This is a genomic window from Streptomyces sp. NPDC027672 (assembly GCF_055566335.1).
The window spans coordinates 1-17381 of record NZ_JBVHSO010000024.1; the positions used below are offsets into that span (position 1 = coordinate 1).

Here is a 17381-nt window from a genome sequence, read left to right on the forward strand (position 1 = left end):
GACGCCAACACCAGGCCCGCACCAGCCACTACAAACGACGCGGACACAGCCCCTGACCTGGCCATCAGTCACGGCAAGCACCGTTGCAGTACTAGACCGTGCGCTGGACACATCTGCGATGCGGAGGTCTGGTGTGATGCCGGAATGAACGGCCGCGCGCCGGCGGAGAAGGTCAGCACAGTTGACCGGCGCGGACGGTCGCTAGGCGATCTGGGCACCCGAAGACGGTCCATAACTGCGGGAAGGGAGTGCGGCCGGTCTGGCCGCCGCGGCCATCAGACCCGAGCGGAAGGGACGCGCCCGGGGCCGGGACGTAGGTATGAGGGCCGTGACCGGGCGCCAGCCGTTGAAGCGTCACGCACATTGACCCCACGCCCTGCGTGTCGGCTGAACGTGACAGCCCCGCGCCGCCGCTTGCCCCGACCCCAGCACCTCCGTCCCTCTCATTTCCTGACACAGGGCGCTTCCCGTGTGGCTGTGGCTCCTCCCGGGCGGGTGCCATAGCGGGAGCGGCGGCTCCAGCAGCCGATGACGGCGCTGCCGACGGGCGAGATGGTCGTCATGCCGTTGCCACCCCCTACGGGGGAGACGGCCTGGCCCTTGCCATCAGGCTCGGTGTGTGTCATGCCGTTGCTTCGATGGGTGAGGCCGCGGCCCCGAAACGGTACGCGGACGGGGCCGGCGGCGCGGTCAGCACCGTAAGTTTGGATGATCACTGTCATGAAGGCGGAAACATCACACACGCAGGTGCGTAATGGCATGTTCACGGCTGGTCACAAGTGGCATGGTTGAAGCCACTTCACCGACGGGTACACCGCCAGCGTGTCCGGCACCGTCCACGCGGCGAGCGGTGGCCGCCGGGTCTGCGCCTATGGGGTGAACGGCAGCACGCTGTCAGGCCTCATCTGCAGCCCGTACGCGTACGCAGGCGGGCCGAACACGACCCTCATCGGATCGCTGAATATCCCGCAGCCGGGCGGCGTCGTGCGCGTCTACCTCACGATGTACGACGAGAACAACAGCGAGCTGGCCCAGGAATACTGCACCCGCATCGGCTGCACGCGGGTGTACTGAGCCCACTGAGCCGTTTCGGGCAGGCCCTGCTGTCCGCGTCCCGTTCCAGGGAAAGAAACCTGCAAGGCGGGCGTCGGCGTCACAACCTCGATCATGCCAGCACCCGCAGCCCCCGCGTGTCGCCCTCCAGCTCCAGTGCCTTCGCCGACGCTCCACTCCTCGAATACGCGCGCAACGGCGCTTTCACCCCGCCTCGTACCGGATTCCTTCGAGGGGGCGTTGCGAATATCGCGCTGGATGGATTTCTGACCCCGACGGCGATGGCCTGCCGGGTCATGCACGAGGCGGCGTCCCATCGCCCTCCAAAGCCAAGCGCGGCAGGCCGAGCTGCGCGCCGCTTGGGGTTGTGCCAGGCTTGACGTGCCGATGCCCGGCAGGGCGCGAGCGCCTTTCGCGCCGACCGCCCAGGGCCCGTCCCAAGGTCCGCTCAGCGGATGACGCCAGTCGGCTGCGCTCCGGGAGAATCGGGAAAACACCAGACCCAAGCAATTCTCGTGCGCGGGGATTGGAAAGGTGATGCACATGTCGACCAAGCTTGACCTCGCCCAGGAGAAGTTCCGCGAGGCCCAGAACGCTTTGCAGGCGGGTCTCCAAGACTACCGGGATGCCGTACGCGGCGACGGGGATCTCCAACTGAGTGAGATCATGGGGACGGTAGACAAGATCGGCGAATTCTCCACGATCGCAGAAGTCTCCAAGAAGAAGTACCACGTGGTGGACTGATCGGGGAAAGCACAGCACAGGCCGTGGTGAAGTCCGCGAGCCTGCATCTGCGCAGAAGTGAACCGACCGGCCCGACTGGTCGAACGCCCTGTCCCGGCAAGCGCGCAACGCTCCGGGGCAGGGCGTCGCAAGGCCGGAACCGTTCTCTGCGCAAAGACCCTTGGCAGGACACCGACCACGGAACGCACGGAAACCCAACCCCGGGTCGGCCGCGCCGGCCGCCCCACGCTCCACTTGTTCGAGTGAAACTGGGGCGTATGGGCGCACACCTACGAGGTCGTCGATGCCGGCCGAAGCGGTCCGCACCCGCAGTCAGTTCCTCCCTCACGTCTTCGACGCCCCGTTCCCTCAGGCGAGTCGAGCGCTCGGCGCCCCTGCCTCCGCCGGACCGATCCGGACGGCCGTGGAGCAAAGGGCCGTCTTCGTCGCCGGCCACCCCCGCAGCCACCGGCGGGCCAGATCACTGTTCCTTGAACGTGGCCGGTGTGAGGTCGGGTTGGGGCAGGCGGAGAGCGTTCAGGCGGCGGTGGAACGCGTCGTCGTAGACGGGCGAGAGGCCCCAGGTGCGGAAGTGGTCGCGCAGATCGTGCTGGAAGGCGACGCACAGGAGATAGATGATCACACGCCAGGTGCCGGCCGCGTCGTCGCGGGCGAACGGCACCTCCGGGTTCTCCCGGGCCAAGCGGAACAGGCGGCTCCAGCCCTCCTCGCCGAGAGCGAGGCTGATCTGGCGGAGCATGACCAGGCCGTTCCAGGGACTGGCCGGCGCGCCGGTGGCGTCGGGCTGGGCGCTGTGGTTCTGTGCGGTGGCGGCGTGCAGGCCGTCGAGGTAGGCGGCTGCCTGCTCGTATCGGTTGTCCGTCACAAGCCGGTTGGGCCGACCGAAGACCTTCTGGACGTGCAGGGCGAAGAGGTTGGGGGTGACTTCGGCGAGGGCCTGCTGGGTCCAGATGAACTGCTGCCGGTGATGGCCGAGTTCGTGGCTCATTCCCCATCCCGAGGCCTGGCTCAGGGTGGTGACCCACGCCAGTGAGGAGCCGTGCAGTTTGACGCACCGGTTGACGGTGGCGGCGATGAAGCCCCCGGTGGAAGGGACCTGGACGAAGTGCTCGGCCAGTTCCGAGCGCCGGTGCTCGGACGCGGTACCCGGAGCGTCGCTGAGTCCGGCGTAGGTGTCCTCCAGCAGGATCACCGTTTCCAGCATGCGCATCACGTCTTCCTGCGCGGTGCCTTGTGCCGTCTGATCTTCGGCGAGCCGCAGCATCGTCTCGCGCAGGCAGGTGATGATCACGCGGCGGGAGACGATCTCGGCGTAGGGACTGGCGGAGTTTTCCCGCAGCATCCGCAGCCAGTCGTCCTGGCTCGTGGAGCCGGTCACGAAGTACGGTGCCGCCTGGCCGTCGATGACGCGGACGGTGACGGTGTCCGTGGGCGCCGCGGAGTACTCCAGGTAGAGCATGCCGCCCGCGTCGTCGCGCCTCCGATTGACGCCGGCTCCCAGCGCAGGGTGCTCCCGTGGCTGAGGGCTCTCGTTCCGTCCGTCCGGAGCCACCAGATAAGGAGCACCGGTCCAGAGCTTCAGTACGCGGCCGGGACCCAGGTCACCGGAGACGTCGATGGTCACCTCCTGGCCCGGGGCCGCGTACAGGCCGGTGGACTGGTAGCGGCTGCCCGCAACGGTCCGCAGGGCGAGGCGCGTCTTCTCGTCCCCGGAGGTCGGACGGCCGGAGAGCGTGAGCACCATCGGCTCACCCGGCTCGTGCGGACGGGCGTGCGGGGGCCGGATGTCTCCCGCGTCGGCCGGCCACGAGCCGGTACGCACCTTCACGACAGCGTCACCGCCCGCCGGCCCGGTGGACAGGACGCGGTATGCGTACTCGGTGCCGGGACAGGCTTCGTCGTCGGTGAAGCGCTGCCCGCCGCACGATCCGATCTCCCGGTCGCCGCGCAGGACGCGGTACGGCCCCAGCCCGGGGGCCGGCGCCCACGTCAACTCGACGCTGGTGGGCAGTACCCGGCCCACGGACAGACCGAGGTCATGGCCTTCGGGCATCGCGTGAACGCTTCCTTTCCGCGCGTGCACGCCGATCCGGACGGCACAGCCGCATCACCCCGGGTTATACCGACCGCCCCGCCTCCCCAGTCGCCCGACGGCCTTCCCTCACCCGTGCGGCGGGTGGATTCACCGCGGAGGCGTTCGTCAGCGTCGCCAAGGGGCCTGGGGCGCCGACTGCGACGGATGGCGCCGGACGGCGGCCGTTTGAGGCGCAGAGGTGGGTGACTCCGTCGGCGCCGTCGCCCCTGACCGCGACGCGGTCCACGCACCAGCAGTCAATCCCGCCGCGGTTGTCGAACCGGATGTGGACGGGCATCCGGAGCACGGTCCGCGCCCGCCGCCGGTCCGGTCCGGCCCGGGGGCCGGGCTGGTCGTCGGTCGTGAGGCGCCCGTATCGTGCGCGCATGCATGCGCAGCAGAACCCTTCGCGGGGTCGCCGGCCGGCGGACTCCGAGGCGAAAGACGCCTACCTGGCCATGGTGGAGCGGATCGAGGCATCGGACGCGAGGGGCACCACCGAGCAGGAGGAACTGCGGGACATCTCCGCCGAGTTGACGCGGTGGCTGGCGGAGCGGCGGCTCCTGGACGCGAGCGGCGAACGGCTCAGCCCTCCGGAGCGCGCCCTGCGGCACGTCGTAGCGGAGCACCGGCGCCGCCTGCGGGAGACGGTCGAGGGGCTCAGCCGGGACGCCCGGGCGCTGGACGATGTCCTGTCCCTGCTGGCGGCCCCCCGGCCCGGCCCCCGGGACACCGTGGAGACGGAGTTCTTCACGGACCGCGCACGCACCCGGCAGCGCCTGGAGGAACTGGACGCGCTGAGCCGGGAGGAGTTCCTGGCGATGCGCAACGCCTTCCCCGACGCGCGCGTCCTGGACGCCAGCCTCGTGCGGGACCTGGAGATGGCGGCCAGCGGCATCCGGATGCGCGTGCTGACCTCCCAGCAGGCGCTGCGCTCACCCGCGCCGGCCCGCTATCTGCACGCGCTGATCGACGCCGGGGTCGAGGTGCGGGTCGCGGCGACCGTACCGCTCCACATGAACATCATGGACCGTACGGTCGTCGTCATCGGCGTGGGGGCCGGACCGCGGGGCGAGGGCGGCGACGTCATCCTGCACAGCACACCCGTCGCACAGTGCTTCGCCCAGGTCTTCCTCCACGCCTGGGACCTCGCCCGGCCGCACACGGAACGGACCACCGGGACGGAGCCCGCCGGGCCCGGGTGCACCGGTCCCGAACTGTCCGTGCTCGAACGCGAGGTGCTGACGCTGCTGGCCACCGGCGCCAAGGACGACGCCATCGCCCGCCGGCTGGGCTGTTCCGACCGCACCCTGCGCCGCCTGATGCGCCAGATCATGGGCAGACTCGGCACCTCCAGCCGGTTCGAGGCCGGGGTGACCGCCGTCCGCCTCGGCCTGGTCGACTGAACCGGAGCGGCTCGCCGCCCCGGTGAGGAGGGCCCGGCCGTCAGCGAGGGCCCGGGCTCTCGGCGGTCGCCTCCGCAAGCGTTTTGCGTGCCAGGTCCGGGACCTCGCAGTCGGCGGCCGCGTAGCCGACGGGGAAGAGGATGTAGGGCCGTTCGTTGCCGGGCCGCCCACAGATCTCGGTGAGGAAGCCCATCGGATTGGGCGTGTGGGTCAGGGTGCTCAGCCCCATCGCGTGCAGGGCGGCGAGGAAGAAGCCGCACGCGATGCCCACGCTCTCGTTCACGTAGTAGTTCTTGCGCAGCGAACCGTCCGGCAGCGCGGTGCTCTTCTCGGCGAAGCAGACCACGATCCACGGCACGACGTCGAGGTAGCTCTTGTCCGCATTCGTTTCGAGGCGCGCGAGCGCGGCACGCCACTCGGGCGGGATCCGTCCGCCCTCGTAATTGACCCGCTCCTCCTGCTCGGCGGCGACCCGGATGCGGTGCTTGGTCCCGGCGTCGCCGATCACGGTGAACTTCCACGGCTGCAAGTGGGCCCCGGAAGGGGCGGTGTTCGCCGCGGCGATGGCGAGGTCGACGCACGCGCGCGGGACCGGCTCGGCACTGAAGAACCGCACGCTGCGCCGGCCGTCGAGGAACGACACGAACTCCTTCCCTCGCCGGACCATCTCGGCCTCGTCGTACCGGTCGGGCCGGTAAGGGATGAACGGGTGGGTGTGCTGCCTCACGACTGCTCCTCACGGACCGGGGGCCACAGCGTGGGCCACCGGCAGCCGAATAGGCAACAGACCCTTCCTCCCGTTGCTAATCTGACAAAGAACGAGGGGCTGAGGTGCCTGGCACGGCACAGATCGGCAGGTACGGAGTGGCGCGACAGGGGCTCGATCCGCTCGACGGCCGGATGCTGCGCCTGCTCCGGGAGCGCCCGCGTGAGGGCCTGCTGGAGATCGCCCGCCAACTCGGCGTCGCACGCGGCACGTTGCAGGCACGGCTCGACCGGCTGACCGGCTCCGGCGTGGTGACCGGCTACGGCCCGGACGTGGACGTCGCCGCTCTCGGCCACGGGGTCGAGGCGTTCACCACGTTCGAGGTGGACCAGTCGGCCCGCGCGGCCATCACCGCGCGCTTGCGGGCCGTGCCGCAGATCCTCGAGGCCCACATCGTGACGGGCCCCGGCGACATCTGGTGCCGCATCGCCGGCACGAGCAACCAGCACGTGCAAGAGGTGATCGACCACGTCCTGGAGGTGCCGGGCGTACGCCGCAGCACGACGGTCATCGCCCTGAGCGCGGTCATCCCTTACCGGGTCCAGCCCCTGGTCGACGAGGTGGCCGGCCGCGCGGGGAGTCGGGACTGAGGGAGTCGGGTCTCAGGGAGTCGGGACCCACGCCGGGGATGACCCGCCACCGCGGTGACCTCGCGCCACCGGCCGACCGGGAACGGGGTCGAGCGCATCCCGCGCCGCCGACCGCCGCGACCCGCTCCCGCCCCTCACAGCTCCCGCCTCATGCGGTTCCCGCCCCTCACGGTGTCCGCTTCACGCGGTTCCCGCCTCACGGCGCGATGACAGCCCCCGTCCGTTCCGCGTACGCGCGCAAGCCCTCCGTGGTGTCGCCCGCCCAGCCCACGTATCCGTCCGGGCGGACGAGGAAGACGCCCGGACCGTACGAGGGCGGGGGAGCGGGGAGTGAGGGGAGTCCCGGAAGGGTCGCCCCCAGCAGCGTCCAGTGCGGCCCCCGGAACGCGTCGAAGAGCCGTACGCCCGCCACCGTGCCGTCGGGGGCGCGGTCACCCGCGCGCAGGCCCTCGGCCTCCGGGCGCGTGTCGAGGCTGAGGGACGACTCCCGGTAGCCCACCCCGAGCTGCACCGTCGCCTTGCCGCGCCGCACTTCCCCGCGGTGCACGCCCGTCGACAGCTCCAGCATGGCCACGGCGTTCGCCCGGCGCTCCTCCTCGTAGGTGTCCAGCAGCGCGTCCGGCGCCTCCTCCCGCAGCACCGCACCCAGCTTCCAGCCCAGGTTGTAGGCGTCCTGCACGCTGGTGTTCAGGCCCTGGGCGCCGGCCGGCGAGTGCACGTGCGCCGCGTCTCCCGCCAGGAACACCCGGCCCACCCGGAACCGGTCCGCCAGGGCCGCCCGCGGCCGGAAGCCGGACGCCCAGCGCACCTCCGTCACGTCCGCCGCGCCCAAGTGCGTGTACAGGGCGACGAGTTCGCGGATGCCATCCGGGGAGAGGTCGGGTCGCGTGCCCTCCGGCAGGCGTGCCGCCAACTGGAAGTCCTCCGTCCCGGCCAGCGGGCACAGGCCCAGGACGCTGCCGTCGTCCCCGGGGAAGGCGTGCCAGTGGTCGCGGTCCAGGCCCGTCAGCCGCAGGTCGGCCACCACGAACGGCGCCGGGTCGACCGTCTCCCCGGCCATCCCGACGCCCAGCGCCTGCCGGACGGCCGAGCGCCCGCCGTCGGCCGCGACGACGTACCGTGCGCGCACTGCCGTACCGTCGGCGAACCGGGCCGTCACCCCCTGTCCGTCCTGTGTCAGGGCCGTCACCTCGTGTCCGAAGGCGACCTCGCCCCCGAGCCGGGTCAGCCGCGCGTACAGCACCTCCTGCGTCCGCCACTGCGGGATCATCAGCGGTTCGGTGCAGGGCGTGCCGTCGTCCGCGTCCAGCGTCTCGAACATCGGCTGCTCACCGATCCGTTCGCCGTTCTTCCAGATCATCCGGTTCGGGTAGCGGCCGCCGGCCGCCCGGATCGCGTCCAGCACGCCGAGGTCGTCGAAGACCTCCTGGGTGCGCGGCTGGATCCCCTTGCCGCGCGACCCCGGGAACAGGTGCTCCCCGCGCTCCACCACCAGGGCGTCCACGCCCTGCCGCGCCAGGTCGATCCCGAGCGCGAGACCGGTCGGGCCCGCGCCCACCACGAGAACGTCCCTCACATTTGCCGTATCCATCAGATTTCCCCTTAACGTCGTTAAGTGACGGGTCGAGACTGCACTTAACGTTGTTAAGCTGTCAAGCGTGAGTACGGAGAAACGCACCCCCCTCGACCGCGAGCGGGTCGCCGACACGGCCCTGCGGCTGCTGAACGAGGTCGGCCTGGACGGGCTGACACTGCGCGCCATCGCCAAGGAACTGGACGTCAAAGCACCCGCCCTGTACTGGCATTTCCGGGACAAGCAGGCGCTACTGGACGAGATGGCCACCCAGATGTACCGGCGGATGGTCGCCGGGACCGTGCTCGACCCCGCCGACACCTGGCGGGAACGGCTGCTCGCCATGAGCCACGGACTGCGGACCGCGCTGCTCGGCTACCGTGACGGCGCGAAGGTGTTCAGCGGCTCCCGGTTCACGGGCACGGACCACGCCCCCGCCCTGGAGGCGAACCTGCGGCTGCTGACCGAGGCCGGGTTCACCCTGGTGCAGGCGGTCGACGCGGGCCGCACGGTGAACGCCTACACCATCGGCTTCGTCATCGAGGAACAGGGCGTACGGCCCCTGCCGGGCGAGCGCCGGGAGGGCTTCGACATCGAGGAACGCGCCCGTCGTATGGCCGGCTTCCCCCTCGCCGCCGAGGCCGGCAGGCTCCTCTTCGACGACTACGACCGGCAGTTCGAGGAGGGTCTGGCGCTCGTCGTCGCGGGGATCGGCGCACGCTACGGGATCGGCTGAACGCGCCCCCGGGCCATTCGACGTCTAAGCGCGCACTGCGGGGCATCCGGCGCACGTCCGCATGCCCCGGGGCACGCGCCGCTTGAGCGCGCGCTCCCCGGGGCATGCGGACGTGCGCCGCCCGCGTCAGCGTCCGGCTCGCGCCTTCACCTGTACGAGGGACGGCTCGGACCGCCGTCAGCGGGAACCCACCATACGTGGGGGCATCCGCGAGTCCTTCGTCTCCCGCATGCCCTCAGGCCAGCGTGATCTTTCCCGGAGGTACGTCGAGATCGTCCGCGACGCGTGGTCATCCGTGCCGCCACTCAGCACCCCGTCAGCGCCGACGGCCTCGGCCGCGCGCCGGCCGGTCCGCGCGTCTCCGCCCGGCCGGGCGCCGTACGTCCGGGGTGTCCCCGGCCCCACGGGGAACCGGCCGGCTCACCGTCGCCCGGCGAAGCCTCCCGACGCCGCCGGCCGGCCCCGCGCTCACGCAGCCGCCGAAGAACGCCCCACCGCCCACAGCCGACTCGTCCGTCCATCGCCAGGGAAGGACCATGGAGCCCACACCGCCCACCTCGGCCGTACTCACCACGGCCTTCCACGCCTTCTGCGACCTGCACCGCCCCGTCTACCACGCCTACGCCGCCGCACGCCTGCCACAAGAGGAGGCCCAGGTCAGCGTCGCCCAGCTCTTCGACCTCGTCGCCGGCAACTGGACCTGGGTCATGACCAGGCGGTGCCCCTCCGCCTGGGCCTGGGAACGGCACACCCGGGCCGTCGCCCAGCGCGCCGGCCGCACCCCCAGCCCGGCCGAGGACACCGCGCTCCTGCACGACGACCTCCGGCTGAGCATCGACCGCATCGCCACCATCACCGGCTCCGACCCCGCACGGGTCACCGCGCTCCTGGCCGCCGCCCGCCGGCCGCCGTCCCAGCCGACCGGGCCGCCCCGGAACCGCCCGCCGTGCCCGCAAGCCCCCCGCACCGACCGCCGCCGCCCCTGAAGCACCGCGTCCCGGCAGGTCCGGAAGGTATATTCGCCGGGTGACCCCGCTGGCTGGCCTCGGCCCCGGAAGACGGAGAGGCCCCAGCCGTGACTGCTGCGTGGTACGTCCTCATCGAAGAGGACACTCGTGAGACCGAACGCGTCGACGGCGTGGAACTGAGACTGCACCGCTGGATGCTGGTGGGCACTCATCCCATCGACGGGGACGAGGCACAGGCGGTGGCAGCCGCGGAGGACGCGGCGCTGCACTACACGCCGCACGTGCTCGCCCGGCACGCCCGGCCCGGAGACGAGCCGGCCCGGCACGCCTTGCTCACCCGGGACGGGAGCTGGGTGGTGCTCGTCAGGCAGCGCCACCGCGAGTGTCACATACGGGTGTCCGTCGCACGGCTCATGCATACGACGGAGGAGAAGGAAGCCTCGCCGAAGAGTCTGAAGGAGAAGATCCGCAGCGCTCTGGAGGGCCCGCCGCCGCCCGAGAAGCCGTGGACGCCGGCCGGGCGGAGCTGAGCGGCCGTCCGGCCGGCGGTAGGCGGTCGATGGGGCGGGGCCTCCGTCAGGCACCGATGACCGTTGCGGCCGGAAGTGCGGAGGCCGGTGGCGCGAGGGTGCAGGCGAAAAGGAACACTGCGATCCGCCGGGGACTTCAGGGACCGCCGAGCGGTTCCGAGCCGTTCTCTGTGTCCTCCGCCTCGGTGAGTCGGGTGGCGAGACGGTAGGAAACGGTGACGTCGCGGTACTCCCGGCCGGGCTCGATCCGGTCGGGGAGGCGGGTGCGGTCGCTGTGGCTCACCGACTGCCGCGCCCCGGTGCCGGGGAAGCGGACGGCTGTCCGAGGTTCCTCCGTGAAGCGGAGACGTTCGGCACGGACCGTCGACCGGAACGAGATGTCGCACATCTCGCGCTCCGTCTCCGCGCCTCCTGTTCACGGCGGCTCGTCCGGTTCCTCGGCGGGCCGGCGGCGACGGGGCCGGGCCGCCGGTTTGCCGTCCTCGGTGCGCGCTCGGCGCGCACGAGTGCCTTCCTGACCCCGGACGGCCCGGCGCCGGCCCTCCTCCGCGGACCTGCGGACCGTGCCCCGCCCGGCGGACTCGGCGGGGTGCGCGGTACCGGCCGCCGCGGCCGGGGCGCTGTCCGCGACGGCCGCACGGCTGTCCCGTACCGCCTCCTCCGCCGCAGTCTCCTCGGCCGCCCTTGCGCCGGTGCCGCCGACCGCCGCGCCGGTTGCGCCGACGGTCCGGCCTGCCTCGTTCGCCACCTCGGTCGCACCTGCGGCTTCCTCGGCCGCCCTTGCGCCGGTGCCGCCGGCCACCGCGCCCGTCGTGCGGACGGTCCGGCCTGCCTCGTTCGCCACCTCGGTTACCCCCGCAGCTTCCTCGGCCACCCTTGCCCCCGTGCCGCCGGCCACCGCGCCCGTCGCGCCGACCGTCCGGCCCGCCTCGCCGCCGACGTCCTCCACCACGCGCCCGGCACCGGTGCCCACATCCCCGACGGCGCCTCCGGCTCCCTGCCCGACGTCCCGCGCCACCGAGCCGACACCGCCGCCCACGTCCTGAACGGCAGCTCCGGCTCCCCGGCCGACGTCCCGCGCCGCCGAGCCGACACCGCGACCGACGTCCCGTACGGCGGCCCGGGCGCCCAGCCCGACATCCTGCACGGCGCTTCCGGCCCCCGTCCCCAGCTCGCCGATGGCCCGGCGGGCTCCGCCGCCCACGTCCTGCACGGCCGACCCGACGCCCCGGGCCAGCTCGTGCAGGATCTCCGGATTGCGGTCGAGCGTGGTGAGCACGCGGTTGATGATCGCCGCGACGTTGTCGAGACGCACCCGGAGCTGGGCCTGCGCGTCCACACCCGAGATGCCCAGGTGCACCCGGCCCAGCGAGACATCGGCGCCCACGTTCAGTCGTACCAGATCGAGCACCTCGGCCTGGAGCGAGACGTGCGCGCGCAGGTCCTCGACGTCCAGCTCGATTTCGTCGACCTTCAGTACCGGGACGTCGAGGAAGACATCGGGGTCCACACCGGCCGGCAGGCGGACGCCGGCTGTCTCGCCGGCGGGGCCGACCGCGGTCTCGCGCGCCGGGGCGGCCCTGCCGTAGGGCTCCGGCTCGACGTCGTACGGCTCGGGCTCGGTGTACTCGTCGATGTCCGCGTCGGCTTCGGTGTACTCGTCGGTCTCCCCGGCGTCGGATTCGCTGTCGTCGTCGAGTTCGGCGTCGTACCCGTCATGTTCCTCGACGGCCCCCTCGTCGTCCCCGGCGTTGCCCTCCATCACCGCGCCTCCACGAGTCGGCCGTCACATGTGTCCCATTGTGATCCAGGATGGGGATCGCTGCCCTTCCAGGACCGCCAGGAGCCGCCGTGGCCGCCGGGGACCGGGGCCGGTGCCGGATCGCCGCGGGCTTGATCGAATGATTCACCGCCCGTGGGTAACAACTATCAGGCACTGGATGTCCACCCGGCCGGGGCGACAGGAGCCGAGACGCATGCGTGGAGGCCGTCCGGCGGGGGAGTGTCCAGTGGTGCCGACGAGTCGTACGGGGAGAGGACGGCTGAAGGCCGTGAAGAACGAGAAGGAGCCGGTCCTGCCGGCCGTGGTGGACAGTCCCGCGCTGCGTGCCCAGCCCACCGGCCGGCTGGCCGGATGGCTGCTGCGGCACCGGGTGCAGCCGGTCGGGCCGGCCGCCGGTGAGGGACACGGCGAGTCGCATGCCTGGTGGAAGGTGATGTGCCTGACCGGCGTCGACTATTTCTCCAGCCTGGCCTACGTGCCGGCGATCGCCGCCCTGGCGGCCGGGGCCGTCTCTCCGCTGGCGACGCTGATCATCGTGGTGCTGACCCTGCTGGGCATGCTGCCGATGTACCGGCGGGTGGCGCGGGAGAGCCCGCACGGCGCCGGATCGGTGGCGATGCTGGAGGATCTGCTGCCGTTCTGGCAGGGCAAGCTGTTCGTGCTGGTGCTGCTCGGCTTCGTCGCCACCTCGTGGATCATCACCATCACTCTCTCCGCGGCGGACGCGTCCGTGCACCTGGTGGAGAACCCCTATCTGCCCCACGCCCTGCACGGTCACGAGGTACTCATCACGGTGGGCCTGCTGGTGCTGCTCGGCGCGGTGTTCCTGCTGGGCTTCAGCGAGGCGGTCAGCGTGGCCATCCCGCTGGTGGCCGCCTTCCTCGCCCTCAACGCCGTCGTCATCGCCGTGGGGCTGGTCCAGGTCTTCACCACCGACGGCGCCTGGGCCGCGTGGACCGGCGCCCTGCGCGACACCGGGGGCGGCTTCGGCGACCTCGCCGGCCCCGCGCTGCTGGCGTTTCCCCTGCTGGTGCTGGGCCTGTCCGGGTTCGAGACCGGGGTGAGCATGATGCCGCTGGTGACCGCCGACGGCGCCGACGCGGAGCAGCGGCTGGAGGCGCGCATCCGCAACACCCGCAAGCTGCTCACCGCCGCCGCACTCGTCATGAGCGTCTACCTGCTGTCCGCCAGCTTCGTCACCACGGTGCTCATCCCCGCGGACGAGTTCAAAGCGGGGGGCGGCGCCAACGGCAGGGCCCTGGCCTGGCTGGCCCACGAGCACGTCGGAGAGGCGTTCGGCACCGTCTACGACATCAGCACCATCCTGATCCTCTGGTTCGCCGGCGCCTCCGCGATGGCGGGACTGATCAACATCGTGCCCCGCTACCTGCCCGGCTACGGCATGGCCCCCGAGTGGGGACGGGCGGTGCGGCCGGTCGTCCTGGTCTACACGGCCATCTGCGTGGGCATCACCATCGCCTTCGACGCCGACGTCAACGCCCAGGCCGGCGCCTACGCCACCGGCGTCCTCGCCATGATGGTCTCCGGTGCGTTCGCCGTCACCGTCTCCGCCGCCCGCCGCCGGCAGCGCGCCCGCAGCACCGGCTTCGCCGCGCTCACCGCGGCGCTGCTGTACGCGCTGGTGGCGAACATCATCGACAAGCCCGACGGCATAGCCATCTCCGGCGTCTTCATCGCCGGCATCGTCCTCGTCTCCCTGGTCTCGCGGATCACCCGCACCACGGAACTGCGGGCCGACAGCATCGAGTTCGACGCCGCGGCACGCCGGTTCGTCGCCGACAGCCTGGCCTACGACCACTCCCTCAACATCATCGCCAACCGGCGCCAGGCCGGCGACCGGGCCGAGTACGCCGACAAGGAACGCGAACAGCGCGGCGCCAACCCGGTGCCGGGCCGCGCCGACGTCCTGTTCCTGGAGATCGACGTGGTCGACCCCTCCGACTTCAGCGACACCCTGACCGTCCACGGTGTCGAGGTCGACGGCTACCGCGTCCTGCGCGCCCAGGCCCCGGCCGCCCCCAACGCCATCGCCGCGATCCTGCTGGCCCTGCGCAACGCCACAGGCGTCCGCCCGCACTGCTACTTCGCCTGGGCCGAAGGCAGCCCGCTCAAGCACATGTTCCGCTACTTCCTCCTGGGCCGCGGCGACACGGCGCCCGTCACCCGGGAGATCATCCGCAGGAACGAGCCCGATCCCGAGCGCCGTCCCGGCATCCACGTCGGGAGCTGACCCCGGCCGCGTCGGCACCCGGCGGCGGTCCGCACCCACCGGCTCCGCCGCGCCCCCACGCGCGGCGGAGCCGGCTGTCGGCCGGGTGTCGGCACTGTCGGCCGGGTGTCGGCCGGATGTCGGCGTGGTCTGGGACCTTTCCGGTGATCCCGCCGGATCCCGTCCGGCAGGCGTGCGACAGACAAGGACCCACCATGACCACGGACGTCACGATCATCGGCGCCGGGCTCGCAGGACTGACCCTCGCCCGCGTCCTCCACGTCCACGGCATCCCGGCCACGGTCTACGAGGCGGAGGTCTCGCCGACGGCCCGCGCGCAGGGCGGCATGCTCGACATCCACGACTACAACGGTCAGCTCGCCCTGCGGGCGGCCGGTCTGATCGACGAGTTCCACGGCCTCGTCCTGCCCGGCCGCCAGGCCATACGGTTCCTCGACCGGGACGGGACCGTCCTGTTCGACAAGGCCGACGACGGCACCGGAGGACGCCCGGAGGTGCAGCGCGGGGAGCTGCGGCAGCTCCTGCTCGACTCGCTCCCGGCCGGAACCGTCCGCTGGGGGTGCAAGGCCGACGCCGTACGCTCCCTCGGCGAGGGCCGCCACGAGATCGCCTTCGCCGACGGCGCCACCGTCGTCACGAGCCTGCTGGTCGGCGCGGACGGCGCGTGGTCCCGCGTCCGGCCGCTGCTCTCCGACGCCGTACCCGAGTACGTCGGCAGGTCGTGCGTCGAGACGTACCTGTACGACAGCGACACCCGGCACCCCGCCGCCGCGAAGACGGCCGGCGGCGGGTCGATGTTCGCGCTCGCGCCGGGAAAGGCCATCCAGACGCACCGGGAGAAGGGCGGCACCCTGCACACCTACGTGGCCCTCACCGAGGAGCAGGACTGGTTCGACGCCATCGACTTCACCGATGCCACCGCGGCCGCCGAGCGGATCGCGGAGGAGTTCGCCGGATGGGCGCCGGAACTCACCGCGCTGATCACCGACAGCGACACGGCGCCGCTCCTGCGCCCGCTGTACGCGCTGCCGGCCGAGCACCGGTGGGACCGGGTGCCGGGGGTGACCCTGATCGGCGACGCAGCCCACCTCTCGGCTCCGAACGGCGAAGGCGCCAACCTGGCCATGTACGACGGTTCCGAACTCGGCGAGGCGCTCGCCGCGCACCCCGGCGACACCGAAGCCGCGCTCGCCGCCTACGAGCGGGCCATGTTCCCGCGCAGCGCCGAAGCCGCGGTCGAGGGCGACCGGGTGAACGCGCTCCTCTTCGGCGACGACACACCCCACGGCCTGTTCGCCGCGTTCGGCGCGGAGGAGCAGACCCCGCGCGCCGGCAACTGAGGGCATCCCTCGCGGGTCACGGCCCGGACGGCGGCACCCGCGCCACGCCTCCGCGTGCGCCACGGCCGCCCGCCGGCGGCCCCTCTGACGACCGGCCCCTCTGACGACCGGGCCCGCGACGACCGGCCCCTCTGACGACCGGCCCTGCGACGACCGGCCGCCCTGACCCGCGCGGGCCCGGGCGCCTGCCGGACGGGTCCGGTGGTCAGGACGCCGTGCAGGTCCCGAGCGTGGGAGCCGCCGCGTTGCCGTTCTTCATGACGGTGAAGCCGAAATCGGTCGAGGCGCCCGCCGCGAGGCTGCCGTTGTAGGTGGAGCGGACCGTCGCGGTGCTGCCGTTCCAGGCCGGGCTGCCGTTCCAGAGCGCGGACACCTGCTGCCCGGAGGGGAAGGTGAGGGTCACCGTCCAGTTCGTGATCGGCGCGGAGCCTGCCGTCACCGTGACCTGGCCGTTGTAGCCGTCGTTCCAGTCGGCGGTCCGGGCGTAGGCGACGGTGCACGCCGCAGTGGGGTCGCCGCCGTTGCCGCCGCCGCCCCCGTCACCGCCCCCGGTACCGCCGAGCGTGGTCAGGACGGCGTCGTACGCGGGCTTCTTCGCGTAGTTGGAGTCGAACAGCAGCGGGGTGCCGCTGCTGCGCCAGGAGTACTTGTCGGTGATGCCCCAGACGGTCATGCCGGTGCAGCGGGTGACGGCCAGGCAGGCCTTGACCACGTTGGCGTAGTTGTTGGCCTGCGCGGTGCCGGACCCCTCGATGTCCAGCTCGGTGATCTGCACGTCCACGCCGAGGTCGGCGAAGCGCTGCAGGTTGGCCTGGTAGTCGGACGGGACCGGCGAGGCGCTGTTGAAGTGGGACTGGAAGCCCACGCAGTCGATCGGCACGCCGCGGGCCTTGAAGTCCTTGACCATGTCGTAGACCGCGTTGCTCTTCGCGTTGACGCCGTCGGTGTTGTAGTCGTTGTAGCAGAGCTTGGCGTCGGGATCGACGGACCGGGCGGTGCGGAACGCCTCCTCGATGAAGCCGTTGCCCAGCTTGTCCTGGAAGGGCGAGCTGCGCCGGGCGCCGCTGGAGCCGTCCTGGAAGGCCTCGTTGACGACGTCCCAGGCGTAGATCTTGCCCTTGTAGTGCTGCATGACCTGGGTGATGTGATTGTTCATCGCCGTGCGCAGATCGGCGGCGCCCAGACCGGAGACCCAGGAGGGCAACTGGGAGTGCCACACCAGCGTGTGCCCGCGGATCTTCATGCCGTTGCTCTGCGCGTGGCCGACGATCTGGTCGGCGGCGCCGAAGGTGAAGGTGTTCCGGGTGGACTCGGTGGCGTCCCACTTCATCTCGTTCTCCGGCGTGACCGCGTTGTACTCGCGGTCGAGCGTGCCGGTGTACGCGGACTCGCCGAGGTGGCCCGCCGCCACGGCGGTGCCGAAGTAGCGGCCCTTCGCGGCCGCGGCCGAGCCGAGGGTGCCGTCGGCGGCGGCGGCGCTGTGCGACAGCGCCGTGGCCGTCGTCGCGGCGAGCAGCACCGAGGTGAACACCCCGGCCGCCCGCCTGGGGAGTGATTTAGGCATGAG

15 protein-coding genes are annotated in these 17381 nt (G+C 71.9%); 9 read left to right on the plus strand and 6 right to left on the minus strand.

The features are described from left to right. Positions 1–822: 822 nt before the first annotated feature. Complete coding sequence (locus ACZ4SV_RS35215) at positions 823–1074, plus strand: hypothetical protein (protein ID WP_468010763.1); 252 nt, start codon at positions 823–825, stop codon at positions 1072–1074. Positions 1075–1596: 522 nt separating this feature from the next. Further along, positions 1597–1797, plus strand: coding sequence for a hypothetical protein (locus tag ACZ4SV_RS35220; protein ID WP_468010767.1), 201 nt, complete (start codon positions 1597–1599; stop codon positions 1795–1797). Between the two features lie 460 nt (positions 1798–2257). Here the strand turns inward: ACZ4SV_RS35220 and ACZ4SV_RS35225 are convergent, their stop codons facing one another. Beyond that, positions 2258–3850, minus strand: coding sequence for a M60 family metallopeptidase (locus ACZ4SV_RS35225; protein ID WP_468010771.1), 1593 nt, complete (start codon positions 3848–3850; stop codon positions 2258–2260). 407 nt (positions 3851–4257) lie between these two features. Between ACZ4SV_RS35225 and ACZ4SV_RS35230 the strand changes: the two genes are divergently transcribed. Beyond that, a complete protein-coding gene (locus ACZ4SV_RS35230; RefSeq protein ID WP_468010774.1) occupies positions 4258–5277 on the plus strand; it encodes a helix-turn-helix transcriptional regulator in 1020 nt (339 codons plus the stop codon). Between the two features lie 40 nt (positions 5278–5317). On the opposite strand, the gene ACZ4SV_RS35235 is transcribed toward ACZ4SV_RS35230, so the two are convergent. Then, complete coding sequence (locus tag ACZ4SV_RS35235; protein ID WP_468010778.1) at positions 5318–6004, minus strand: nitroreductase family protein; 687 nt, start codon at positions 6002–6004, stop codon at positions 5318–5320. 137 nt (positions 6005–6141) lie between these two features. Here ACZ4SV_RS35235 and ACZ4SV_RS35240 point away from each other — a divergent pair, with 137 nt between their 5' ends. Further along, positions 6142–6633 (plus strand): Lrp/AsnC family transcriptional regulator, encoded by a 492-nt coding sequence (locus ACZ4SV_RS35240; protein ID WP_468010916.1) that lies wholly within the window; start codon positions 6142–6144, stop codon positions 6631–6633. Between the two features lie 196 nt (positions 6634–6829). Here ACZ4SV_RS35240 and ACZ4SV_RS35245 read toward each other — a convergent pair whose 3' ends face one another. Then, positions 6830–8224, minus strand: a complete 1395-nt coding sequence (locus ACZ4SV_RS35245) for an FAD-dependent monooxygenase (RefSeq protein WP_468010781.1) — start codon at positions 8222–8224, stop codon at positions 6830–6832. Between the two features lie 67 nt (positions 8225–8291). Here ACZ4SV_RS35245 and ACZ4SV_RS35250 point away from each other — a divergent pair, with 67 nt between their 5' ends. From ACZ4SV_RS35250 to ACZ4SV_RS35260, 3 genes are all read left to right on the plus strand, one after another. After that, positions 8292–8942, plus strand: a complete 651-nt coding sequence (locus ACZ4SV_RS35250) for a TetR/AcrR family transcriptional regulator C-terminal domain-containing protein (RefSeq protein ID WP_468010785.1) — start codon at positions 8292–8294, stop codon at positions 8940–8942. A gap of 536 nt (positions 8943–9478) precedes the next feature. Beyond that, positions 9479–9928, plus strand: coding sequence for a hypothetical protein (locus tag ACZ4SV_RS35255; protein ID WP_397946835.1), 450 nt, complete (start codon positions 9479–9481; stop codon positions 9926–9928). An 89-nt stretch (positions 9929–10017) separates the two neighbouring features. Then, on the plus strand, positions 10018–10440 hold the full coding sequence (locus tag ACZ4SV_RS35260; RefSeq protein WP_365875805.1) for a hypothetical protein: 423 nt from the start codon (positions 10018–10020) through the stop codon (positions 10438–10440). Positions 10441–10576: 136 nt separating this feature from the next. Here ACZ4SV_RS35260 and ACZ4SV_RS35265 read toward each other — a convergent pair whose 3' ends face one another. After that, complete coding sequence (locus tag ACZ4SV_RS35265) at positions 10577–10828, minus strand: hypothetical protein (protein ID WP_468010790.1); 252 nt, start codon at positions 10826–10828, stop codon at positions 10577–10579. 27 nt (positions 10829–10855) lie between these two features. Beyond that, positions 10856–12202, minus strand: coding sequence for a hypothetical protein (locus ACZ4SV_RS35270; protein WP_468010794.1), 1347 nt, complete (start codon positions 12200–12202; stop codon positions 10856–10858). A 289-nt stretch (positions 12203–12491) separates the two neighbouring features. Between ACZ4SV_RS35270 and ACZ4SV_RS35275 the strand changes: the two genes are divergently transcribed. Both ACZ4SV_RS35275 and ACZ4SV_RS35280 read left to right on the plus strand, forming a co-directional pair. Further along, positions 12492–14474 carry an APC family permease gene (locus ACZ4SV_RS35275; RefSeq protein ID WP_397940874.1) on the plus strand — a complete coding sequence of 661 codons (1983 nt, stop codon included), beginning with the start codon at positions 12492–12494 and terminating at the stop codon, positions 14472–14474. Positions 14475–14668: 194 nt separating this feature from the next. After that, entirely contained in the window at positions 14669–15814 is a 1146-nt protein-coding gene (locus ACZ4SV_RS35280; RefSeq protein ID WP_468010801.1) for an FAD-dependent oxidoreductase, read from the plus strand. Positions 15815–16019: 205 nt separating this feature from the next. Here ACZ4SV_RS35280 and ACZ4SV_RS35285 read toward each other — a convergent pair whose 3' ends face one another. Continuing rightward, positions 16020–17378, minus strand: a complete 1359-nt coding sequence (locus ACZ4SV_RS35285) for a glycoside hydrolase family 10 protein (protein WP_468010805.1) — start codon at positions 17376–17378, stop codon at positions 16020–16022. Positions 17379–17381 lie beyond the last annotated feature (3 nt).